The sequence below is a fragment of the Sphingomonas sp. Leaf5 genome (assembly GCF_001421155.1).
Classification (GTDB): Bacteria; Pseudomonadota; Alphaproteobacteria; order Sphingomonadales; family Sphingomonadaceae; genus Sphingomonas.
On record NZ_LMJZ01000012.1, the window covers coordinates 219,945 to 242,109 of the forward strand.

Consider the following 22,165-nt stretch of genomic DNA (forward strand, 5'->3'; position numbering starts at 1 on the left):
ATTATATTACTTGCCGCGAAGTCACGATTTCGGCGCACCTACGGTAACCCGGCAATAAAGAAGGTAATTGTCTGATATGTCGTCTCGCGGTAAGGGCGTGACAACGTTGTCGGCACCAAGCCGGGAGCAGGGGAGAGCAGCGATGCGCGGATGGGCGGCGGCACTGGCTTCATGGGCGCTGGTCGCAGGGGTGGCGGCGTCGGCTGCCCCCGGCGACGTGCCGCGGATCGAGCGCCGGGACGGTCGCCATGCGTTGCTGGTCGACGGTGCGCCGTTCCTGATGCTGGGCGTGCAGGCGAATAATTCGAGCAACTATCCCGCCATCCTGCCGCAGGTATGGCCGATGATCGAACGGCTCCACGCCAATACGCTGGAAATACCGGTCGCGTGGGAACAGATCGAACCGGTCGAGGGGCAGTTCGATTTCAGCTATCTCGACGCCTTGCTGCCACAGGCGCGCGAACACGGCGTCAAGCTGGTGCTGCTATGGTTCGGCACGTGGAAGAACACCTCGCCGGGCTACGTCCCGGCATGGGTGAAGCGCGACAATGCGCGCTTCCCGCGGATGCGGACCAAGGACGGCAAGACGCATTACGCCTTGTCGCCGCATGGCGAAGCGACGTTCGAGGCCGACCGCAAGGCGTTCGTCGCGCTGATGCGGTATTTGAAGGACCACGACCCCGATCATGGCGTCATCATGGTGCAACCCGAGAACGAAGTCGGGGTGTACCAGCAGGCACGCGACTATTCGCCCGAGGCCAACCGCCTGTTCGCCGGCGACGTGCCCGCCGCACTGGCAAAGCAGACCGGCAAGCGCGGCAACTGGACGCAGGTCTATGGCGACAATGCCGAACCAGCGTTCAACGCATGGTACACCGCGCGCTATATCGACCGGATCGCCGCGGCGGGGAAGGCGGTGTGGAATCTGCCGATGTACGTCAACGCGGCGGTCGGCGGTCCGTTCGCGCCGCCGGGCAAGTCGGGAGGGGCCAGCGGCGGTCCCGACTGGCAGGTGATCGATGTGTGGAAGGCGGCGGCACCGAACCTCGATGCGGTCGCACCCGACCTCTATACCCGCGATGCCAGGGACTATCTGAAGTTCCTCGACCATTATGCGCGGCCGGACAACCCGCTGATGGTGCCCGAAACCGGCAATGCCGTCGATTTCGCGCGCTTCCTGTGGCCGACCATTGGGCGCGGCGGCATCGGCTGGGCACCGTTCGGCATGGATGGCACCGGATATTACAACTATCCGCTGGGCGCGGTGACGCTGGACGATGCCACGATCGAGGCATTCGCGAGTAAATACCGGTTCCTGAAACCGATGGCGCGTGGCTGGGCGGCAATGGCGCTGGCGCATCCCGGCTGGGGTACTGCCAAGGGCGCGCCCGACGCCGAACAGGCGACGGTCATGGGCCGGTGGCGCGTATCGGCCAAATATGGCGAGTGGCAGTTCGGGTCGATGGATTCACCATGGCTGAAGGCCGCACCGCCCGCCACCGCCACGCAGCCGGTCGGCGGCATGGCGGTATTGCAGGTCGCGCCCGACCAGTTCCTCGTCACCGGGACCGATGTGCGCGTGAACGTCGACCTGGCCGACAAGGGCAAGGGCGACACCGCGATGTTCATGAAGGTCGAGGAGGGGACGCTGGCCGATGACGGCCGCTTCGTCGCCCGCCGGGTGATGAACGGCGACCAGACCGATTATGGATTGAACTTTACCGCGCAGCCGATGCTGCTGCGCGTGACGATGGGGACGTATCGCTGATGAAGACGCTTCGCTGGACGCTATTGTCGCTTGCCCTGTCGGTATCCATGCCGGCGCTCGCCGCCGATGTGGCGAAGGTGCCGGGCGGGGTGGTCGTAACGCCCGATGCCGGCCCGGCCAAGCGGGTGCGGGTGCTGGTCTATGGTCCCGACCGGTTCCGGGTGACGGCGGTGCCCGATGCCAGCCTCGACACGCCCGACAGCCTGATGGTGACCGCCAAACCCGCCGGTGCCTTCACGGTGCGCGAGACGCCAAAGATGGTCGTGGTCAAGACCGCTGGTGGATCGGCCGAGATCGACACCGATAACGGGCAGGTTCGCTTTCGCGATGCCGCGGGCAAGCTGACGCTGGAGGAAGCGCCGCGCGCCGCGTTCGTGCCGCGCAGTGCCGGGGGCGAGCAGTTCGTCTCGATCCGCCAGCAGTTCAACCGCGCCACCGACGAAGGCTTCTACGGTCTGGGCCAGCATCAGAACCGGCAGATGAATTACAATGGCGAGGACGTCGAACTCGCCCAGCATAACATGGACATCGGCATCCCGTTCGTCGTGTCGACCAAGAACTATGGGGTGCTGTGGGACAATAACGGCATCACCCGCTTCGGCAATCCGCAGCCCTACAAGCTGGTCGGCGAAGGGATGAAGGTCATGTCGGGCGGGCAGGCCGGGTGGCAGACGCAATATTATCTGGGCGACCGGCTGGCGGTGACGCGCCGCGAGCCGACCATCAACTATCAGTTCATCAAGGATCAGGCGAACTGGCCGGCGGAGGCGAAGGCACAGACCGTCGCGGCGACCACTGGACAGAATACCGCCGGCAATGCGGTGCAGACGCAAAAGGTCGTGTGGACCGGCACCTTGATGCCGACCGCGACGGGCATGCAGAAATTCCGGCTCTATTCGTCGAGCTATGTGAAGGTGTTCGTCGACGGCAAGGAAGTGCTCAACCGCTGGCGGCAGAACTGGAACCCGTGGTTCCATAATTTCGATTTGCCGATGACCGCCGGAAAAGCCGCCGAAGTGCGGATCGAGTGGGAGCCGAACGCCGGCTATATCGCGCTGTTCCAGAACGATCCGTTGCCGCAGGCCGACCGCCATTCGCTCTGGTGGTCGTCGGACGTCGCCCATGCGCTCGATTATTATTATGTCGCGGGCAAGAACATGGACGGCGTCATCGCCGGATACCGCGCGCTGACCGGCAAGGCGGCGCTGATGCCGCGCTGGGCCTATGGTTTCTGGCAGAGCCGCCAACGCTACAATACCCAGGCCGAGGTCGAGGGTGTCGTCGCCGAATATCGCAAGCGCGGCCTGCCGCTCGACAATATCGTGCAGGACTGGTTCTACTGGCCCGAGGACCAGTGGGGCTGCCACTGTTTCGACACCAAGCGTTTCCCCAGGCCGCAGGCGATGGTCGACACCGTCCATAGCCAGAACGCGCGGATCATGATTTCGGTGTGGCCGAAATTCTATCCGAACACCAAGAACGCGCAGGAACTGGCCGCCAAGGGCTATCTGTATCAGGGTAACCTGATCGCGAAGGAGCGCGACTGGGTCGGCAAGGGCTATCTGAACACCGATTACGATCCCTATGCGCCCGAAGCGCGCGCGATCTATTTCCGGCAGATGAAGGAGGCGCTGGTCGACAAGGGCTTCGACGCGTGGTGGATGGACGCGACCGAACCGGATATCCATTCGAACCTGTCGATCGAACAGCGCATCGACCGGATGGGACCGACCGCGCAGGGGCCGGGCGAGGAGTTCTTCAACAGCTATCCGCTGGTCCATGCCGAGGGGGTCGCCGACGGATTGCGCGTCGCCAAGCCCGATGTGCGGCCGTTCATCCTGACCCGGTCGGGCTATGGCGGCATCCAGCGCGCCAGTGCCGCCTTGTGGTCGGGCGACGTCGCATCGCGCTGGGACGATCTGCGCGACCAGATTTCGGCGGGCGTGAACCTGTCGATGTCGGGCATTCCCAACTGGACACACGATATCGGCGGCTTCGCGGTCGAGGATCGCTATGCCAAGAAGGACCCGGCGCATCTGGCTGAATGGAAGGAGCTGAACCTGCGCTGGTTCCAGTTCGGCGCGTTCAGCCCGCTGTTCCGCAGCCATGGCGAGACGCCGTATCGCGAAATCTATGAACTGGGGGCCAGCGATCCGGCGCTGTACGACGCGCTCGCGACCTATGACCGGCTGCGCTACCGCCTGCTGCCCTATATCACGTCGCTGGCGGCGGAGACGTGGCATCGCGACGGGACAATGATGCGCGGGCTGGCGATGGACTTCACTGCCGACCGCAAGAGTTGGGGCGTCGACGACGAATATATGTTCGGATCGGCGTTCCTCGTCGCGCCGGTCACGCAGTTCCGCGCGACCAGCCGGTCGGTGTATCTGCCGGCCGGGGCCGACTGGTACGACTTCACGACCGGCGCCTATGTGAAGGGCGGGCAGACGATCACCGCCGCCGCCCCGATCGCGGTGCTGCCGCTCTATGTCCGTGCCGGATCGATCGTGCCGACGGGCGCGGCGGTGCAGTCGACCGCCGAAAAGCTCGACGCGCCCTATGTGCTGCACGTGTTCACCGGCAAGGACGGGGCGTACACGCTGTTCGAGGATGACGGCCTGAGCGAGGGCTATCGCAAGGGGCAGTCGTCGCAGATCCCGCTGACGTGGAACGAGGCGACGAAGACGCTGACGATCGGCGCGCGCACAGGCAGCTTTGCGGGGATGGCGGCGAAGCGGTCGATGTCGGTGCGCTTCCACACGCCGGGCAAGGCGGTCGCGCCGGACTTTGCCGACAATGCGGCGACGGGGTTTACCTATGACGGGCGTGAGAAGAAGGTGCCCTTGGCAGGCCGGTAATACAGGACGTCACCCCGGCGCAGGCCGGGGTCTCCTGCGGCGAGGCGCGCGCTGCCCTTACGGGGAGATCCCAGCCTGCGCTGGGATGACGGGTTTGGCGGCCGGTCGAGACGAGTTAAAGCGGTGGAGAGGTAGCATGGCGGACGCAGAACGGGTGGCCTTCGGCACGCTGGACGGCACCCCCGCCGAGGCGATCGAGCTTCGCGCAGGGCCGCTGTCCGCACGCATCCTGCCGTTCGGGGCGACTCTGCAATCGCTGTGCGTGCCCGATCGTGACGGGGCGGTGGCCGATGTCGTGCTGGGGTTCGACGACGTGCGATCCTATCGCGACCGGCCGTCATGGTTCGGGGTGACGGTCGGGCGCTATGCCAACCGGATCGCGGACGGGCGGTTCAGCCTCGACGGGCGGCGCTATGAACTCGAAACCAACAACGCGCCCAACCATCTGCACGGCGGGTCGGACGGGTTCGACCAGCGGCTGTGGGACGTGGCCGAGATCGACAGCGACGCCGATGCGGCGTGGGTGCGGCTGACGCTGACCAGCCCCGATGGCGATGCCGGCTATCCAGGGACGTTGCGGGCGGGCGCGACCTATCGCCTGACGTCGCAGGCGCTGACCATCGATTATGAGGCGACGACCGATGCGCCGACGGTCGTCAACCTAACCAACCACGCGTTCTTCGACCTGGGCGGGCGGGGTGAGGCGCTGCGCCATTTGCTGACGATCGAGGCGGATGCGTTTCTGCCGGTCGATGCGACATCGATCCCGACCGGCGAGCAGCGCGCCGTCGCGGGCACGCCGTTCGATTTCCGCACCCCCCATGCGATCGGCGATCGGGTGCGTGACGGGCAGGACGAGCAGATTGCGATCGGGCGCGGCTACGACCATAATTTCATCGTGCGCGGGGACGTAGGCGCGTTGCGCGCCGCCGCCGTGCTGGCCGATCCGGAATCGGGGCGGGTCATGACGCTGTCGATCACCGCGCCGGGGCTGCAACTCTATTCGGGCAATTTCCTGGGCGGGGCGGAGCCGGGCAAGGGCGGGCGGCTGTACCGGCAGGGCGATGCGGTGTGTCTGGAGCCGCAGGCATGGCCGGACACCCCGAACCGGCCGGAATTTCCGTCGGCACGGCTGGACCCGGGTGCGCGGTGGCGCAGCGTCCTGCGGTTCGCCTTCGCCGCCGACTGACGGACGTGCCACACCGCGACGCGCGGCCGTTGCGCGGTGCACAACCCTGCTTGACGAAAACGTTTGCGTTTGCGAACGGCTTAAATCCTATGAAGCACCCCCTTCTCCTCGCCGCCACTGCCGCGGCCTTCGCCCTTTCGGCCTGCGGTCAGTCGCAGCCGGAACAGCTCGACACCCGCGCAGCCGACCCGCTGGCCGCCGAAGTCGCCAACCGCGCACCCGTGGAACTGCCGCCGCCCGTCAAGGCGAGCGTGACGTTCCGCTGCAAGGACAACACGCTCGTCTATGTCGATTTCTTCGAAGGCGACACGCAGGCGAATTTCCGCAGCAAGCAGGGTGATATGCCCGTCCGCCTGAAGGCCGAGGAAAAGGGCAAGCCGCTGACCGCCGAGGGCGGCTACAGCCTGACCGGTACCCCGAAGTCGATCACCCTGACCCAGCCGGGCAAGGCGGCGCAGGCTTGCAACGCGTGATATGATTGCCGGTGCGGCCACCTTCCGGGCCGCAACTCGGAAACCGTGCCTGACGGCCGGCGGAGCGATCCGCCGGCCGTTTTCTTGTTGGGGGCCTTTAACCCCCCCCTCCCTGTCAGGGAGGGTAGTCAGTCGCTCAATACTTCACCCGCGTTGCGCGCAGCTTGTAGCGCTTGAGGGCGTCCTGCACGCTGCCGGTGCCGGCCAGATGGCCCGCGCCGACCGCGACGAAGACCGTGCCGGGGCGCTTCATCCGTTCCTCGATCCACTTCGCCCAGCGGGCATTGCGGTCGGTCAGCAGGACGCGGCGCAGTTCGGGGGAGACGGTCATGTCCTCGTTCATCGTCGCGGCGAGCGCGGCGGGATCGCCCTTGGCCCATTGATCGACCATCTTGTCGATCTGTTCGCCGGCGGTCGGCAGTTCCTTGATCGTTTCGCTGAGGAAGGTGACCTGCGCGGCATCGGACAGGGCATCGAAGAAGCCGAACTGCTGTTCGAGCGTTTCGAGGCCGGTGACCGGCTTGCCCGCGACCTTCGCCGCCTGCGAGATGGTCTGTTCGGCACCGCTTTGCGGATCATAGCCCTGCTTCTGCAAGGTCACGAGCGTGAGCGTCGAGGCGGCGAACCACGGATCGAGCTGTTCGAGCGCGCCCGCCGGCAGGCCGGCATCGGCCACCGCCTTAGCATAGGCGTCGCGTTCGGCGGCGGGCAGTTTTTCGCTGAGCTTCGGACCTGTCACGTTGACGGCGGACTTCATCACCGCCGCCTGCGCTTGGTCGGGCGTCGGCATCGGGATTTCGAGCACGACCTCGCTCGATTTGTCGAAAGCGGTCTTCACCGCTTCGTCGAACCACGACAGGCCGGGTTTCAGGACGTGGATCGTCCCGAACAGATAGATGGTCGTGTCCTTGTCCCTGACCACCCACAGCGCGGGATCGGCTTCGCGCGGGGCAGCGGCGGCGGGGTCGGCAGCGGCAGGATCGGCGGGTGCGGTATCGGTGGCGGGGGCCGGTGCGGTCTGCGCCGTGGCGGGCAGGGCGGTCATCAGGCTGAACGCGGCGCCGAAGCGCAGCAGGATCGAGGACATCGGCGTCTCCAAAGCACCGGCGAACCGGCAGTGCCGCCTGCATAGCAGCGGCTGCGCCCATGCGACAGGCCGCAGGAACGGACGCGGCAGACGCTTCGTTGGGTTTGCATCTCCGCCCGTTTTTCAGGGCCTTGCCGGGACCTCCGCTATGTCGAACACCACCGCCGCCCCCGATCGACCCGATTCGAAGGGGAAGGACGGCGAGATCGGACCCGTCGCGGCGCTGCTGGCGGGGGAAGTCGCTACACGTTCGGTACTGTTCATCGCCTCCGACGAACTGCGCGCCGGCGCGATTGCGGCGGCGCTGACCGCGTTCGCGCCCGATGTCGAGGTCGTCCATGTGCAGGCGAGCGACGCGCTGCCCGGCGACGATGCCCCGGCATCGCCCGGCAATGCCGGCGCGCGGGTGGCGGGGCTGCGCCGGTTGCGGCTGGCGTCGGTCACCAGCCGCCGCGTCGCGTGCATCACCACGCCGGAAGCGACGGCGGTGCGGATCGCCGCTCCGGACGATTTCGATGCCGCGCCGCCGGTGCTGCGGATCGGCGATGCGATCGACATGGCGGACTTTGCCGAACGCGCGGTCGAACTGGGCTATGTCGTCGACGACCGGGTCGACGAACCGGGCGAGGTCGCGGTGCGCGGCGGCGTGGTCGATATCTTTCCCGCCGATGCGATCTGCCCGATTCGGGTGACCGTGGAGGATGGCGCGATCCGCACGATCCGCAGCTATGATCCGGTCACGCAGCGCGGCGATGCCGATCTGGGCGAGGTGACGATCGGCCGCGCCGCCGAGCCGGTGGCGGCCGAGGGCGTGTCGCTGCTGGATCATCTGCCCGAAGCGGCAGTCGCGATGGACCCGGACGTCGAGCGGCGGCGCGCGCGGTTCCTCGATCTGGTCGAGGATGCGACGCGGCGGCGGCGGCGTGGTGCGGCGGCGCTGGTCGACCGGACGGCGTGGGAGCAGTCGCTGAAGGGCCGCGACCGGATCGACGTGCCGGCGGATGCCGCGCCGCCGCCGCGCTTCGTCACCAGCCGGGCACCGACGCGCGCGTTCGGCAAGTTCGCGCGCGAGGTGCTCGGTGGTGGACGGCTGGTACTGGCCGGCAGTCCGCGTGACCTGCGGTTCCTGCGCAAGCGGCTGGCGACGCTGGGCCGGACCGAACCGGTGACGATCGGGGCGTGGGACGAAGCGGTTCGCGCCGAGCCGGGCAGCGCGATGCTGTTGGTCGCGCCGATCGATCGGGGCTTCGTGGCCGATGGCGTGACGGTAGTGACCGGCGGCGATCTGCTCGGCGGGCGCGCGCGGGGCGACGAATTGGCGGCAGCGAGCGCCAATCCGTTGTTCGCCGAAGCGGGCGAGTTGCGCGTCGGCGACGTGATCGTTCACGAGGATTTCGGCATCGGCCGCATCGTCGGGCTGGAGCAACTGCCCGGCGAAGAGGCGGGCGACGCCGTCGTGCTGGAATATGCCAAGGGCGCGCGGCGGCTGGTGCCGGTGGCGGAGGCCGACCGCATCTGGCGCTATGGCGCGGACGGCGATGCGGTGACGCTCGATGCGCTCGACGGATCGAGCTGGCAGAAGCGGCGTGGCGCGATCGACGCGGCGATTGCCGAAAGCGCGCGCGAACTGGCGGCGATCGCGGCGGAGCGCGATGCGATCGAGGTCGCGGCCGTCGAGGCCGATATCGCCGCCTATGAACGCTTCGCCGCCGGCTTCCCGTTCACCGAAACACCCGATCAGGCGCGCGCCATCGCCGCCACCCGTGCCGATCTTGCGGCGGGGCGACCGATGGACCGGCTGGTGATCGGCGATGTCGGCTATGGCAAGACCGAGGTCGCGCTGCGCGCCGCCGCGATCGTCGCGCTGGCGGGGCGGCAGGTCGCCATCGCCGCGCCGACGACGGTGCTCGTCCGCCAGCATGTCGAAACCTTTCGTCGCCGGTTCGAGGGGACCGGGATCGAGGTCGCCGGCCTGTCGCGCCTGTCCGATGCGGCGGAGAAGAAGCGGGTCAAGGCGGGCCTTGCCGACGGATCGATCGGCGTCGTGATCGGGACGCAGGCGGTGGCGGGCAAGGACGTCGACTATCGCGATCTGGCGCTGGTGGTGATCGACGAGGAACAGCGGTTCGGCACGAAGGACAAGGCGCGCCTGCGCGACATTGCCGACCATGTCATGACGCTGTCGGCGACGCCGATCCCGCGCACGCTGCAAAGCGCGCTGATCGGGTTGCAGCAATTGTCGGTCCTCGCCACCCCGCCGGCGCTGCGCCAGCCGATCCGGACCGCGGTGACCGCGTTCGACGAGGTGACGGTCCGCACCGCGCTGCTGCGCGAACGCACGCGCGGCGGGCAGAGCTTCGTCGTGGTGCCGCGGATCGAGGATATCGCGCCGCTGGAGGAACGGCTGCGCAAGATCGCGCCCGAACTGACCCTGACCGTTGCGCATGGCAAGATGCCGGCGGCGGAGATCGACGCGGCGATGGTCGGCTTCGCGCACGGCGAGGGCGACGTGCTGCTCGCGACCAATATCATCGAGGCGGGGCTGGACGTGCCGCGCGCCAATACGATGATCGTCCACCATGCCGACCGGTTCGGCCTGTCGCAGTTGCACCAGTTGCGCGGGCGCGTCGGGCGCGGTGGGCGGCGCGGGCAGATCCTGTTGCTGACCGATCCCGAGCATTCCATCGCCGAGGCGACGCTGAAGCGGCTGCGGACGTTGCAGGCGTTCGACAGGCTCGGCGCGGGCTTCGCGATCAGCGCGCGCGACCTCGACCTGCGCGGGGCGGGCGATCTGATCGGTGAGGCGCAGGCCGGACATATGAAGCTGATCGGCATCGACCTGTACCAGTATCTGCTCGGTCGCGCGCTGCGGGCGGCACGCGGCGAGGTGGTCGACCGGGTCGTGCCCGAACTGCATCTCGGCATTGCCGGGCGGCTGCCCGAGGAATGGATCCCGGAGACCGAGATGCGGCTGATGCTCTATGGTCGCCTTGCGCGGATCGAGGATGCCGGCACGCTCGACGCGTTCGAGGAGGAACTGGAGGACCGGTTCGGCACCCTGCCCGAGGAAGCGCGGTTGCTGGTCGATCTGGCGCGCATCCGCTTGCTGGCGCAGGCGGCGGCGGTGGCGAAGGTCGATGCCGGGCCGGCGGCGATCGCGCTGACGCCGCAGGGGGGCAGCGAGGTGCCCGGCATGGACGGGCTGACCGAAAAGAACGGCCGGTGGATCGTCGCGGCGCGGATCGACGATGCCGGCGAACGGCTGATCAGGGTCCGCGACGTGCTGGAGATGGTGGCGGCCTGAAAACCGTTGGCATCGTTGCCGTTCATGTCCGATGCTGCGGGGATGAAAGCGATCTTCATCACCGGCGGCGGGTCGGGTATCGGGCGGGCGGTGGCGCAGTTGTTCGCCGGCCGGGGCTGGCGGATCGGGCTGGCGGACGTCAATGCCGCAGGGCTGGCGGAGACGGCGGCGTTGTTGCCCGGCGGGGCGGCGACGTTCGTGTTCGACGTGACCGACCGCGCGGCATGGGATGCGCCGCTCACCCGCTTTGCCGGGGACGGCGGGATCGACGTGCTGTTCAACAATGCCGGCATCGCGGCCGGCGGGGTCTTTGCCGAGATGACGCCCGCCGCGATCGAACGGACGATCGCCGTCAACCTGACCGGGGTGATCCACGGCGCGCATGCCGCGAATTCGTTGCTGAAGGCGAGCAGTGGCTGCCTGCTCAACACCGCATCGGCGGCGGGGATTTACGGGACGGCGGGGGCTGCGGTCTATTCGGCGACGAAGTTCGGAGTGCGCGGGCTGACCGAGGCCCTTGACGGCGAATGGGCGGCGGACGGCATCCGCGTGCGCTCGCTGATGCCGGGGTTCATCGACACGCCGCTGCTCGACGCGTCACTGGCCGGCAGCAACCATACTGTCCGCCAGCAGGTCCGCGCGGCGGGGCTGGAGTTTACGCCGGTAGAGGTGGTGGCGCAGGCGGCATGGGACGCGGTCCATGGCGAGGCGATCCATACGCCCGTGGGGCCGACCGCCCGGCGGATGCGCTTCGCCGCGCGGTGGCTGCCGGGAAAATTGCGCCAGCAGATGCGGCGGCGATAGGGGCAGTCAACGTTCAGTGGCAGGGTTCGGGCCATTGCTCCCCTCCCTGACAAGGGAGGGGCTGGGGGTGGGTCGGCCTGCGAGGGACGTTCACGCCCGCCAACAAACCAACCCACCCCCAACCCCTCCCTTGTCAGGGAGGGGAGAGGAAACGCGGTTCTCGAATGTCGGTCGGCCTTCGTATCCCTCGACCTGCGCGCGTAGGACCGTTGGCCTATTCCACCAGTGCGTCGATCGCCTGCGCCATGTCGATATCGCGGTCCGACAGGCCGCCCGCGTCGTGGGTGGTGAGCAGAATGTCGACGCGGTTGTAGACGTTCGACCATTCGGGGTGATGGTCGGCCTTTTCCGCCAGCAGCGCGACCTGCGTCATGAACGCGAACGCCTGCGAAAAATTGTCGAAGGTAAAGCTGCGCACGATCGCGTCCCGCCCGCCATCATGGTCCCAGTCGGGCAGGCCGTCGAGCGCATCGGCGCGTTCGGCTTGGCTCAGCGGTTCCATCGTCGCTCCCTTGTCTCGTGGTGGCGGCAAGGCCTATTGCGTGGACCATGTCCGATCAAGCGCGAACCGCCCCGAGTGCCGCCGAGATGGAAGCGTTGGCGCGCGTCGCGCTGGCACGCATCCCCGAACCGTTCGCCGGCCACCTGTCCGACATCGTCCTGCTGGTCGAGGAATTTGCCGACGAGGAGACGCTGTCAGCGATGGAGATGGAGCCGTACGAACTGACCGGCCTGTATCATGGCAGCCCGGTCGGCGAAAAATCGATGTTCGACGGGATGCGCCTGCCCGATCGCATCCATCTGTACCGTCAGCCGCTGCTCGCCGAATGGTGCGAGACCGGCGTCGATCTGCGCGACCTGATCCGGCATGTCGTGGTGCATGAGGTCGGGCATCATTTCGGCCTGTCCGACGACGACATGCACGCGCTGGAAGATGCGGATTGAGCCTGCTGGCGTTCGACCGGGTCAGCGGCGCGCGCGGACAGCGGGTGCTGTTCGCCGACCTGTCGTTCGACCTTGGGGCCGGCGCGGCGCTGCTGGTGCAGGGGCCGAACGGGGTCGGCAAGTCGACGCTGGTGCGGATCGCCGCCGGGCTGTTGCCACCGACCGAGGGTGACGTCACGCGCGGCGGGGCGGTGGCGTTGTTGGGGGAAGCGGCGGCGCTCGACCCGCAAGTGCCGCTGGCCACGGCGCTCGGCTTCTGGGCCGGGCTGGACGGGGCGCGGGACGGGGTGACGGTTGCGCTGGCGGCGATGGGGATCGGGGTGCTGGCCGATGTGCCGGTGCGGATGCTGTCGACCGGGCAACGGCGGCGCGCGGCGATCGCGCGGGTGATCGCCGGCGGTGCGCCGATCTGGTTGCTCGACGAACCCGCCAACGGATTGGACAAGGCATCGCTCGAACGGCTGGAGGCGGCGATCGCGGCGCGGCGGGCGGACGGCGGCGCGGTGCTGGTCGCCAGCCATGTGCCGGTGGCGTTGCCGGGTGCCGTCATGGTGACGCTGTGACCCCGCTGATCGTCCGCGAATTGCGGATCGCGTGGAGCGGGGGCGGGTTGCTGCTGCCGGTCGCGTTCTTCCTTCTGGTCGCGACGCTGTTTCCGTTCGCGATCGGGCCGGATGCGGCGCTGCTGGCACGGATCGGCGGCGGGGTCGCGTGGGCGGCGGCGCTGCTGGCGGCGTTGCTGCCGATCGAGCGGCTGGTCGCGCCCGATGTCGACAGCGGGGTGGTGGATCAACTGGTCGTGCGCGGGTGGAGCGACAGCGGCATTGCATTGGCCAAGACGATCGGCCACTGGCTGGGCTTCGCGCCGGCGGTGATGCTGGCGGCGGCGCTGTCGGCGGCGCTGCTCGGGATAGATGGCCGCACGCTGGTGATGCTGGAGGCCGGGTTGCTGATCGGCACGCCGGGGCTGGCGGCGCTGAGCGTGGCGACGGCGGCACTGGTCGCGGGCTTGCGCGGCGGGGGCGCGGTGGCGGGGCTGGTGATGCTGCCGCTGGCGTTGCCGATCGTGATCTTCGGCGCGGGCGGGCTGGAGGGGGGCGCGGGGGCGATGAAGCTGCTGGCGGCGACCAGCCTGTTGCTGTGCGCCGGCGGGCCGGTGGTGGCCGGGGCGGCGATGCGGATCGGGCGGACGTAAATCCTCCCCGTGCCGGGGAGGAGTCAGTCTCTACGCCACCGCGCGAAAATCGCGGTCGGCAGGGTCAGCCCGCGCGTTTCCTCGCGCACGCCCAGTTCGCCGCATTCGACCCGCCCGCCGAGATCGCCGAGCGACTGGCGGAGCAGTTCGCCGATCGCCAGCGCCGACATCCGCACGGCATAGACGGTGAGGAACAGGAAGCGCGACTCGCTGTCGAGCAACTGGCGGCAGTCGGCGATCATCGCCGGCAGATGCTCTTCGAGCTTCCACACCTCGCCATTCGGCCCGCGTCCCCATTTCGGCGGATCGAGGATGATACCGTCATAGCGCCGTCCGCGCCGCACCTCGCGCGCGACGAACTTCGCGGCATCCTCGACCAGCCAGCGGACCGGCTTGTCGGGCATCTCCGACAGCGCGGCATTGGCGCGCGCCTGTTCGACCGATTTCTTAGACGCATCGACATGGACCACCCGCGCCCCCGCCGCCGCCAGCGCGAGACTGCCGACACCGGTATAGCCGAACAGGTTGAGGCATTCGGGATCGCTCGCCCCGTCCAGCCGCACGCGCATCCAGTCCCACACCGGGGCCATGTCGGGAAAGAAGCCGAGATGGCGGAACGGCGTGTTGCTCGCCGAAAACCGCACCTCGCGCCATGTCAGCGGCCAGTCACGCGGGGGTTGTTTGAAGAACTGCCAGCGGCCGCCGCCATCTTCGTCCGATCCCGGCACGAACTCGCCATGCGCGTCCCATTCGGCCAGCGCCGGTGCCCACATCGCCTGCGGTTCGGGCCGGATGAAGCGGAACGGGCCATAGCGTTCGAGCTTGCGACCATGACCGCAGTCGATCAGCCCGTAATCACCCCATGGTTCGCCGATAAGTGCGATCGGGTCCATTACGCGCGGGGCGTCGCCCGTTCGGCGATCCAGCTCGTTACCGCCTCGAACGTCGCGGGCAGGGTGACATAGCGTTCCTCGCGATCGAACAGGTCGCCGACGCGCGGCGGCAGCGGGGCGCGGGTGCCGATCGCGCGTTCGACTGCGTCGGGAAATTTGGCCGGGTGTGCGGTCGCCAGCGTCACCATCGGCGCGTCGATGTCGCTGTCGAGCGCGGCGGCCAGCGCGATGGCGGTGTGCGGATCGATGATCTGCGAGGCATGATCGCGTGCCCAGCGCATCGCCCGCGCCATGCCCTCGCCATCGACGCGCGCGCTCTGGAACAGCGATGCCGCGCCCTGCTGCTGCGCATTGGTCAGCCGCATCGCCCGCGTCGATTCGAACCCGCGCATCTGTTCGCCCAGCGCGACGCCGTCGCGACCGCCCAGATCGTACAGGAGCCGTTCGAAGTTCGAGCTGACCTGGATATCCATCGACGGGGTCGCGGTCGGCGTGACCTGCGCGCTGGAATAATCGCCGTTGGTCAGCGCGCGGTGGAGGATGTCGTTGACGTTGGTCGCGACGATCAGCTTCGCGATCGGCAGCCCCATCTGCGCGGCGACGTATCCGGCGAACACATCGCCGAAATTGCCGGTCGGGACCGAGAAGGCGATCGCCTTGTCCGGTCCGCCCAGCCGCACCGCGGCGTAGAAATAATAGACGACCTGCGCCATCAACCGCGCCCAGTTGATCGAATTGACGGCGGACAGGCGGAAGCGACCCGAGAAGCCGGGGTCGTTGAACATCGCCTTGACCAGCGCCTGCGCGGTGTCGAAATCGCCCTCGATCGCGATGTTGTGGACGTTGGGCGACAGCACGGTCGTCATCTGCCGCCGCTGCACGTCGGACACGCGGCCGGCAGGGTGCAGCATGAAGATGTCGATATGCTCGCGCCCCGCCACCGCATCGATCGCCGCCGATCCGGTATCGCCGCTGGTCGCGCCGATGATCGTCAGGGGATCGGTCGTGCCGGTCAGGAACCGTTCGAAGAACAGCCCCAGCAATTGCAGCGCGACGTCCTTGAACGCCAGCGTCGGCCCGTGGAACAGTTCGAGCAGCCACTGGTCATGGTCGATCTGCACCAGCGGGGTCACTGCCTTGTGGCTGAACCGGCCATAGGCGGTTTCGCACAGCGCGAGCAGTTCGGGTTCGGACATCGCATCGCCGACGAACGGTGCCATCACCTTCGCGGCGGTCTCGGCGTAGCTCAGGCCGGCCAGTGCGGCGATCGCTTCGCGGGTCAGCGTCGGCCAGGCATCGGGCAGATACAGGCCGCCGTCGCTGGCCAAACCGGCCAGCGTCGCGCCGGCGAAGTCGAGGTCGGGCGCATGGCCCCTGGTGCTGACATACCGCATGGGGCTGCGGTTAGCGGCTGCGACGGCGAAGTGCCAGCAAGTATATGATGACCGCGGCCAAGGCGAAGGCGAACCACTGGATCGCATAAGCGAGGTGGTTGTCGGGCAGGCTGGCGGGATCGGGGCGGCGGCTGGCCTTCAGGCCCGGGGCGGGCGTATCCGACACGATCATCGGCGCAGGCGGCGTGGCGCGGCCGGTCATCCGGTCGAGCAGCGTCGGCCCGCCCGGTGCGTGGCTGAGCGTACCGGCCACCGCGCCACCGGACCATAGCGGACGCAGTTTCGGATCGGCGGCGACACCTAAATCGACGCGGAACACCTGACCGGTCGGACCGGTGCAGGTTGCGATATGGCGATAGCCCGAACTGTCATCGACCGCACGGCCGGCACCCATCGTCCAGTCGCCGACCCGCGCACAGGTGGCGGTCACGCGGGCGAACAACAGGTCGTCGGTGATCCGCGCCGGCAAGGGCTGCACCGGCCGGTCGAGATTGGCGCTGGCATGGGCGATCAACGCCGCCTTTTCCGCGCGGCGCTGCAACTGCCACAGCCCGAGCGCGACCATCGCCGCGACCGCCAGCAGCACGATCAGCGTGGAAAGGATCGGCGGGCGTTTCATGGGCGCGGGTCGATCCGGCCTTCGCCCGCGCCGCGCCGATATTCGAGTGCGATCAACATCCCCTTGGCGATGCGCAGGCTGCCGACCACGCCGAAGATGGTCAGCGGCACCCACAGCAGCACATGCACCCACCATGGCGGCCCCGCAGCGAGTTCGAGCCAGATGGCGAGGACGGTGATGACCGTGCCGATGCCGAGCGTCAGAAATGCCGCCGGGCCGTCACCGACGTTGAACGCGTCGAAATCGAGGCCGCAGGCCGAACAGCGACCGGCGAAGGCGACGGGACTGCGGAACAGGGTCGGTGCGGCGCAACGCGGGCACAGGCCGCGCACGCCGCAGTCGAAGGGCGCAGGGGCACCCGCGCCCGGTTGGCCGGGCATCAGCCGCCGTGGATCGGCGCGCCCCAGCCGCCCCAGACATAGATAACGACGAACAGGAACAGCCACACCACGTCGACGAAGTGCCAATACCATGCCGCCGCTTCGAAACCGAAATGCTGCTTCGGGGTGAAGTCGCCCTTATAGGCGCGGATCAGGTTGACGGCGAGGAAGATGGTGCCGACCAGCACGTGGAAGCCGTGGAACCCGGTGGCCATGTAGAAGGCCGCGCCATAGTTCAGCCCTTTGAACGGCATCGGCGCATGGACATATTCATAGGCCTGGATGCACGAGAACAGCGCGCCGAGCAGGACGGTCAGCCACAGCCCCTTCTTCACGCCGTCATTCTCCCCCACGCCGATCGCGCCCCACAGCCCTTTGAGCGCCCCGCCGCGCTGGTTGTGGATCAGCGCGTGATGCGCCCATGTCACGGTGGTGCCCGACAGCAGCAGGATGAAGGTGTTGAGCAGCGGCAGTTCGAAGGCGTTGAGCACTTCGAGACCCGCCGGCGGCCATTGTGCGACGACGGCGGTATTGCCCGCCTCGATCAGCGAGACGCCGTCTTCGTGATTATACTGGACCGCGGCGGGGAAGAGCGAGAAGTCGAACCACGACCAGAACCAGCCGACGAAGAACATCACTTCGGACGCGATGAACAGGATCATGCCATAGCGCAGGTGCAGCTGCACCACCGGGGTATGGTCGCCCGCCTTCGCTTCGCGGATCACGTCGGCCCACCAGAAGCCCATGCAGGACAGGGTCGCGATCAGGCCGGCACCGAACACGAATCCGCCGAGCGCCGCTTCGTTGAGATACATGACGCCGCCCGCCGCCATCATGAAGGCGGCCATCGAACTGGCAAGCGGCCAGATGCTGGGGGGCAGGATGTGAAAATCGTGGTTCTTCGCGCCTGCCATCATCCGTCCCTAAGCTGTTCGCGCCTTGTGCGGAGCGTGTTTGCGCGTGATCCTAGCTGGTCGTCGCGCCCGAATCCACCGGGTAAAATGTGTAGGAGAGGGTGATTGCGCGAATGTCCTTCGCATCGGGATCGTCATGGATCTTGGGATCGACGAAGAAGATCACCGGCATGCGCACCGTCTCGCCCGGTTGCAGCGTCTGCTGCGTGAAGCAGAAGCACTGGATTTTCGTGAAATATTTGCCCGCCTGGCTCGGTGTCACGTTGAAGGTGGCGGTGCCGGTGACCGGGCGACCCGACACGTTCTTGGCGGTGAAGAACGCCATGTCGCGCGCGCCGATATCGACGGTTTCCGACGCGCGTTCGGGCTTGAACTCCCATCCCAGCGCTGGATTGGTGTTGGTGTCGAACCGCACCACCACCTTGTCGCCGATGCCGCCCGGGGCCACCTGCCCACGCTGGGTCGTGCCGTTGAAGCCGGTCGCCTGACAGAACATGCGGTACAGCGGCACGCTGGCGAAACCGACGCCGGTCATGCCGACCACGCCCGCCACCGCCAGCAACGCCACGCGCAGGTTGCGGGTCACGAGCCCAGCCCTGCCTGAATCTTGACGATGGTGATCGCGAACAGCAGCACGACGAATGCGCCGAGCAGCCACGCCATCACCTTGGCCCGTTCGCGCTGCCGGGCGCGGATGCGGTCGTCGTGTTCGCTCATGCCAATATCCACCGGTCGGCGACCAGCGCGCCGAACATCGCGAAAAGATACAGGATCGAGAAGGCGAACAGCCGCTTTTCGGGCTTCATCCTGTCGTCGACCCCGGTCGAACGCAGCGCGACCTGCACCGCCAGCAACCCGAAGGTTGCGGTCAGCAGGCAGGCGGCAATGCCGTAGATCGGACCGGTCAGCCCCAGCGGCCACGGCGCGACCGCAACCGCGGCCATCGGAATCGTGTACAGCCCGATCTGGGTCCGCGTCGTCCGCTCGCCCGCGACCACCGGCAGCATCGGCACGCCGGCATTGGCGTAATCGGTCTTCACGAACAGCGCGAGCGCCCAGAAATGCGGCGGTGTCCACAGAAAGACGAGGCTGAACAGCAGGAACGGCAGCAGCGCGACGTCGCCGGTCGCCGCCGCCCAGCCGATCAGCGGCGGAAACGCGCCCGCCGCCCCGCCGATCACGATGTTCTGCGGCGTCCGGCGTTTGAGCCACACGGTATAGACCAGCACGTAGAACAGGATCGACACCGTCAGGATCGCGGCGGAGGCGAGGTTCACCGCCAGCCCCATCAGCACGACCGAGAAGATCGCGAGGCCGACGCCGAAATGCAGCGCCGATTGCCGGTCCATCCGGCCGGCGGGAAGGGGCCGGCCCTGCGTCCGCTTCATCTTGGCGTCGAGATCGGCCTCGTACCACTGGTTGAGCGCCCCCGCCGCGCCCGCACCCAGCGCGATGCACAGCACGGCGGTGAAGCCGATCACCGGATGGATCGCGACCGGCGCGGCCAGCATCCCGCACAGCCCGGTGAAGACGACCAGCGACATCACGCGTGGCTTGGTAAGAGCAAGGAAATCGCGCCACTCGGCGGGCAGGGTAATCGTCTGCGCGGTCATCGCCGTCGTATAGGCGGTTGTGGGGGCGGGGGAAAGCGGTGTGAAGTTCGCGCTGTCTCCATGGCTCTTCGTCATTCCCGCGCAGGCGGGAATCCATAGACGCAACGTCCGTAGGAGTCCCAACCGGCGTCGGCGGCTATGGACCCCCGCCTGCGCGGGGGTGACGATAGGGGGGAACCTCGTCATCCCGGCGCAGGCCGTGATCCATTGTGTCGGAGGGTCTCGAATCCATCACCGCCGTCCCCCCATCCATGGATTCCGGCCTGCGCCGGAAGGACGGACGGGGGAGCGGTCAGCGCGTTACCGGAACTTGCCCGACAGCGAGACGCCGATGATCCGCGGGTCGTTGAACACGGCGGCCATGTAATTCTCGATCACGCCCTTCAGGTTCTTTTCATTGGTGATGTTGCGCGCGAACACCGACAATTCCCATGCGTCCGACGGCGGGGCGTAGCCGATCTTCAACCCGCCTTCGAAGTTGCCGTTCGCGGTGAATTCGCGCGCGCGGTACAGGGTGAACTGCGTATAGCCCTGCAAATTCCAGTCGGTGGCGACGAACACGCGCGAACCGTCGTTCAGCGGCTGGTCCCAGCGCGCGGTCAGGTCGAGCGTATATTCGGGCGCGTTGGGCAGCGGTTCGCCGTCGATCTGCGCGAACACGTTGGTGCCGACACGGATCGTCGGGTTGTCGACGGTGCAGACGACCACGCCGTTCAGCGCGCAGACCTGTGCGAACACGCGCTTGTCGCGGATCGCCGAGTGCAGCCAGCTGCCGCCCAGACCCAGCGTCAGCTGCGGCACCGGCTTCCAGTCCAGCTCAGCCTCGACGCCGTAGGCCTGCGCCTTGTCCGCATTGAACAGCACGCCGTTGCCGTTCGAATCATTGCCGTTCAGCTGGATGTCCTTGACCCGGTAGCCGAACACGGTGGCGTTCAGGCGCAGGGTGTTGTCGATCAGGCTGCTCTTGAAACCCGTCTCGAACGACAGGATCGTTTCCGAATCGGCGGTGGTGAAGTCGGCGTTGAACACCGCCGAACGCCCCTGGATCGTCGGGCCGCGGAAGCCGCGGGCGACGCGCGAATAGAGGCTGAAATCCTCGCTGGCCTTGTACAGCAGGCTGACGTCCCAGCTCGGCTCGGTCGACGACAGCTTGACGTCGGTCCGCCCACGATAGGTGACGACATTGGCGGCGGTATTGGCGGTCTTCACCAGCCGCGTATGCTTGCTGTCCTCGGTGATGCGCGCGCCGGCGGTCAGCGTCAGCCGGTCGGTCAGGTCGTAATGCGCCTGCCCGAACGCGGCCCACGACGTGTTGACGTCGCGCAGCCGGACCCAGTTGTTCGGGTTGCGCGCCGCCGTCGTCAGGAAGAAGCCGCGCTGATAGAATTCGGTGACGTCGCGATTGTCGAAATAGAAGCCGCCGACCTGAAAGCCGAACGGGCCGGTCCCGGTCGAGGCAAGGCGGATTTCCTGCGACCATTGGTCGAGGTCGCGGATGTTGCCGCGGCTCTGGCCGAAACCGTTGGCAACGCCGTTCACCGGGAACAGTGCGGCGGCACCGCCATCGGTATCGCCACGGCTCGACCCGCTGGTCGTCTCGTACGCAGTGATCGAGCTGAGCATGACCGGCCCGATGTCGAACGCCATCCGCGCCGACGCACCATAGGTGTCGTATGCCTGCGGATTGTTGCCGCCTTCGTCGAGCGCGATGCGATCGCGCGGTTCGGCCGACACGTCGTTCGACCCACGCTTCAACGCGGCCCGGTGGAAGATGGTCGAGGTGCCTTCATACCAGCGGGCATGGCCCGACAGATCGATGGTGACCGCATCGGTCGGCTGGGCGCGCACCTGCACGCGCAGGTTGCGATCGTCGAAGCCGCCCATCGCGTTCTTCTTGGGCGTCTGGGTATTGTCGGCGCTGACGCCGGCATAGGTGTTGTCGACCCAGTCGTCGCGGTGCTGGACCAGCGCCGACACGCGGACCATCAGCCCGTCGGTGATCGGACCACCGACGCCGGCATCGAAGCTGGCGCTGTTATACGTGCCGTAGGACGCCTGTGCCCGGCTCTGGAACGTGGCCGAGGGGCGGATCGTGTCGAACTTGATGATGCCGGCGGTGGTGTTGCGCCCGAACAGCGACCCCTGCGGCCCGCGCAGCACCTCGACCTGCTGAACGTCATAGACCGGGTTCGATTTCAGGACGACGTGTTCGAGGATCACATCGTCCTGGATCACCGTCACCGGCTGCGACGCGCCGAGATAGAAATCGATATTGCCGAGCCCGCGAATGTAGAAGCGCGGGAAGATGCGACCGGTCGTCGTTTCGGCATAGAGGCCGGGGATGCGGCCCGACAGCGACAGCAGCGTGTCCTCGCCGCCCGACTGGAACTGACGGAGGTCGTCGCCGGTCGCGACGCCGACCGACAGCGGCGTGTCCTGCAACCGTTCCTCGCGGCGTTCGGCGGTGACGACGATATCGTCTAGACCGGCCTCGGTCGCGGGTTCCGCGGGTGTCGGCGCGGTCTGCGCGAATGCCGGTGTGGCGAGCGCGATCAGTGCGGCGCTGGCGAGCAGCGGCAAACGGGTGTTCATCTCGGTTCCTTCCCTGTGACGGATGGACCCGCTGCCGTACCGCCGCCCGTGGTTCCCCCGAACCCGAACGACTAACTATCTGTACGGCATGGCGGACCATCCCCGGCGGGCGCGCTAGGACCGAGTTATGGCAATAG

General features: G+C 67.5%; 20 protein-coding genes. 9 read left to right on the plus strand and 11 right to left on the minus strand.

From position 1 onward, the window contains the following. Positions 1–142: 142 nt before the first annotated feature. From ASE50_RS10095 to ASE50_RS10110, 4 genes are all read left to right on the plus strand, one after another. Positions 143–1,768 carry a DUF5597 domain-containing protein gene (locus ASE50_RS10095; RefSeq protein ID WP_056399435.1) on the plus strand — a complete coding sequence of 542 codons (1,626 nt, stop codon included), beginning with the start codon at positions 143–145 and terminating at the stop codon, positions 1,766–1,768. Further along, positions 1,768–4,626 (plus strand): TIM-barrel domain-containing protein, encoded by a 2,859-nt coding sequence (locus ASE50_RS10100; protein ID WP_056399439.1) that lies wholly within the window; start codon positions 1,768–1,770, stop codon positions 4,624–4,626. Before ASE50_RS10095 ends, ASE50_RS10100 begins: the two co-directional genes overlap by 1 nt. 136 nt (positions 4,627–4,762) lie before the next feature. Further along, on the plus strand, positions 4,763–5,815 hold the full coding sequence (locus ASE50_RS10105; RefSeq protein WP_056399443.1) for an aldose epimerase family protein: 1,053 nt from the start codon (positions 4,763–4,765) through the stop codon (positions 5,813–5,815). A gap of 89 nt (positions 5,816–5,904) precedes the next feature. Continuing rightward, entirely contained in the window at positions 5,905–6,288 is a 384-nt protein-coding gene (locus tag ASE50_RS10110; RefSeq protein WP_056399448.1) for a hypothetical protein, read from the plus strand. Between the two features lie 136 nt (positions 6,289–6,424). Here ASE50_RS10110 and ASE50_RS10115 read toward each other — a convergent pair whose 3' ends face one another. Then, a complete protein-coding gene (locus tag ASE50_RS10115; protein WP_056399583.1) occupies positions 6,425–7,375 on the minus strand; it encodes a TraB/GumN family protein in 951 nt (316 codons plus the stop codon). A 148-nt stretch (positions 7,376–7,523) separates the two neighbouring features. On the opposite strand from ASE50_RS10115, the gene ASE50_RS10120 reads away from it, so the two are divergent. Together ASE50_RS10120 and ASE50_RS10125 are read left to right on the plus strand one after the other, a co-directional pair. Continuing rightward, positions 7,524–10,679, plus strand: a complete 3,156-nt coding sequence (locus ASE50_RS10120) for a DEAD/DEAH box helicase (RefSeq protein WP_082438944.1) — start codon at positions 7,524–7,526, stop codon at positions 10,677–10,679. A 24-nt stretch (positions 10,680–10,703) separates the two neighbouring features. Next, positions 10,704–11,483: an SDR family oxidoreductase gene (locus ASE50_RS10125; RefSeq protein WP_235512281.1), complete on the plus strand. Its 780-nt coding sequence runs from the start codon at positions 10,704–10,706 to the stop codon at positions 11,481–11,483. A gap of 214 nt (positions 11,484–11,697) precedes the next feature. Here ASE50_RS10125 and ASE50_RS10130 read toward each other — a convergent pair whose 3' ends face one another. Next, positions 11,698–11,985 carry a 4a-hydroxytetrahydrobiopterin dehydratase gene (locus ASE50_RS10130; RefSeq protein ID WP_055996701.1) on the minus strand — a complete coding sequence of 96 codons (288 nt, stop codon included), beginning with the start codon at positions 11,983–11,985 and terminating at the stop codon, positions 11,698–11,700. A 47-nt stretch (positions 11,986–12,032) separates the two neighbouring features. Between ASE50_RS10130 and ASE50_RS10135 the strand changes: the two genes are divergently transcribed. Genes ASE50_RS10135 through ASE50_RS10145 form a run of 3 tightly spaced genes read left to right on the plus strand, consistent with a single transcriptional unit; the run spans position 12,033 to position 13,623 of the window. Beyond that, positions 12,033–12,428 (plus strand): metallopeptidase family protein, encoded by a 396-nt coding sequence (locus ASE50_RS10135; protein ID WP_056399455.1) that lies wholly within the window; start codon positions 12,033–12,035, stop codon positions 12,426–12,428. Then, entirely contained in the window at positions 12,425–12,991 is a 567-nt protein-coding gene (gene ccmA, locus ASE50_RS10140) for a heme ABC exporter ATP-binding protein CcmA (protein ID WP_056399458.1), read from the plus strand. Before ASE50_RS10135 ends, ccmA begins: the two co-directional genes overlap by 4 nt. Further along, entirely contained in the window at positions 12,988–13,623 is a 636-nt protein-coding gene (locus ASE50_RS10145) for a heme exporter protein CcmB (RefSeq protein WP_056399459.1), read from the plus strand. The genes ccmA and ASE50_RS10145 overlap by 4 nt, the downstream gene beginning before the upstream one ends. Before the next feature lie 23 nt (positions 13,624–13,646). Here ASE50_RS10145 and ASE50_RS10150 read toward each other — a convergent pair whose 3' ends face one another. The 9 genes from ASE50_RS10150 to ASE50_RS10185 form a co-directional block, all read right to left on the minus strand. Then, entirely contained in the window at positions 13,647–14,516 is an 870-nt protein-coding gene (locus tag ASE50_RS10150) for a class I SAM-dependent methyltransferase (protein ID WP_056399460.1), read from the minus strand. Then, complete coding sequence (gene thrC / locus ASE50_RS10155) at positions 14,516–15,910, minus strand: threonine synthase (RefSeq protein WP_056399461.1); 1,395 nt, start codon at positions 15,908–15,910, stop codon at positions 14,516–14,518. The genes ASE50_RS10150 and thrC overlap by 1 nt, the downstream gene beginning before the upstream one ends. Before the next feature lie 10 nt (positions 15,911–15,920). Further along, complete coding sequence (locus ASE50_RS10160; RefSeq protein WP_056399464.1) at positions 15,921–16,529, minus strand: SURF1 family protein; 609 nt, start codon at positions 16,527–16,529, stop codon at positions 15,921–15,923. Continuing rightward, complete coding sequence (locus ASE50_RS10165) at positions 16,526–16,909, minus strand: DUF983 domain-containing protein (protein WP_056399466.1); 384 nt, start codon at positions 16,907–16,909, stop codon at positions 16,526–16,528. The genes ASE50_RS10160 and ASE50_RS10165 overlap by 4 nt, the downstream gene beginning before the upstream one ends. After that, complete coding sequence (locus tag ASE50_RS10170) at positions 16,909–17,823, minus strand: cytochrome c oxidase subunit 3 (RefSeq protein ID WP_056399592.1); 915 nt, start codon at positions 17,821–17,823, stop codon at positions 16,909–16,911. The genes ASE50_RS10165 and ASE50_RS10170 overlap by 1 nt, the downstream gene beginning before the upstream one ends. Positions 17,824–17,875: 52 nt before the next feature. After that, on the minus strand, positions 17,876–18,409 hold the full coding sequence (locus tag ASE50_RS10175; protein WP_056399469.1) for a cytochrome c oxidase assembly protein: 534 nt from the start codon (positions 18,407–18,409) through the stop codon (positions 17,876–17,878). After that, positions 18,406–18,540, minus strand: coding sequence for a hypothetical protein (locus ASE50_RS19630; protein ID WP_268794928.1), 135 nt, complete (start codon positions 18,538–18,540; stop codon positions 18,406–18,408). The genes ASE50_RS10175 and ASE50_RS19630 overlap by 4 nt, the downstream gene beginning before the upstream one ends. Then, positions 18,537–19,436, minus strand: a complete 900-nt coding sequence (locus ASE50_RS10180; protein WP_056399489.1) for a heme o synthase — start codon at positions 19,434–19,436, stop codon at positions 18,537–18,539. The genes ASE50_RS19630 and ASE50_RS10180 overlap by 4 nt, the downstream gene beginning before the upstream one ends. Positions 19,437–19,736: 300 nt before the next feature. Then, positions 19,737–22,028, minus strand: a complete 2,292-nt coding sequence (locus tag ASE50_RS10185; RefSeq protein ID WP_056399493.1) for a TonB-dependent receptor — start codon at positions 22,026–22,028, stop codon at positions 19,737–19,739. Between the last annotated feature and the right edge of the window lie 137 nt (positions 22,029–22,165).

Bases quoted from the DNA above. Each gene is read 5' to 3' on its own strand.
- ASE50_RS10095 (WP_056399435.1), top strand. From the start codon at position 143: ATGCGCGGATGGGCGGCGGCACTGGCTTCATGGGCGCTGGTCGCAGGG.
- ASE50_RS10100 (WP_056399439.1), top strand. From the start codon at position 1,768: ATGAAGACGCTTCGCTGGACGCTATTGTCGCTTGCCCTGTCGGTATCC.
- ASE50_RS10105 (WP_056399443.1), top strand. From the start codon at position 4,763: ATGGCGGACGCAGAACGGGTGGCCTTCGGCACGCTGGACGGCACCCCC.
- ASE50_RS10110 (WP_056399448.1), top strand. From the start codon at position 5,905: ATGAAGCACCCCCTTCTCCTCGCCGCCACTGCCGCGGCCTTCGCCCTT.
- ASE50_RS10115 (WP_056399583.1), bottom strand. From the start codon at position 7,375: ATGTCCTCGATCCTGCTGCGCTTCGGCGCCGCGTTCAGCCTGATGACC.
- ASE50_RS10120 (WP_082438944.1), top strand. From the start codon at position 7,524: ATGTCGAACACCACCGCCGCCCCCGATCGACCCGATTCGAAGGGGAAG.
- ASE50_RS10125 (WP_235512281.1), top strand. From the start codon at position 10,704: ATGTCCGATGCTGCGGGGATGAAAGCGATCTTCATCACCGGCGGCGGG.
- ASE50_RS10130 (WP_055996701.1), bottom strand. From the start codon at position 11,985: ATGGAACCGCTGAGCCAAGCCGAACGCGCCGATGCGCTCGACGGCCTG.
- ASE50_RS10135 (WP_056399455.1), top strand. From the start codon at position 12,033: ATGTCCGATCAAGCGCGAACCGCCCCGAGTGCCGCCGAGATGGAAGCG.
- ASE50_RS10150 (WP_056399460.1), bottom strand. From the start codon at position 14,516: ATGGACCCGATCGCACTTATCGGCGAACCATGGGGTGATTACGGGCTG.
- thrC (WP_056399461.1), bottom strand. From the start codon at position 15,910: ATGCGGTATGTCAGCACCAGGGGCCATGCGCCCGACCTCGACTTCGCC.
- ASE50_RS10160 (WP_056399464.1), bottom strand. From the start codon at position 16,529: ATGAAACGCCCGCCGATCCTTTCCACGCTGATCGTGCTGCTGGCGGTC.
- ASE50_RS10165 (WP_056399466.1), bottom strand. From the start codon at position 16,909: ATGCCCGGCCAACCGGGCGCGGGTGCCCCTGCGCCCTTCGACTGCGGC.
- ASE50_RS10170 (WP_056399592.1), bottom strand. From the start codon at position 17,823: ATGGCAGGCGCGAAGAACCACGATTTTCACATCCTGCCCCCCAGCATC.
- ASE50_RS19630 (WP_268794928.1), bottom strand. From the start codon at position 18,540: ATGAGCGAACACGACGACCGCATCCGCGCCCGGCAGCGCGAACGGGCC.
- ASE50_RS10180 (WP_056399489.1), bottom strand. From the start codon at position 19,436: ATGACCGCGCAGACGATTACCCTGCCCGCCGAGTGGCGCGATTTCCTT.
- ASE50_RS10185 (WP_056399493.1), bottom strand. From the start codon at position 22,028: ATGAACACCCGTTTGCCGCTGCTCGCCAGCGCCGCACTGATCGCGCTC.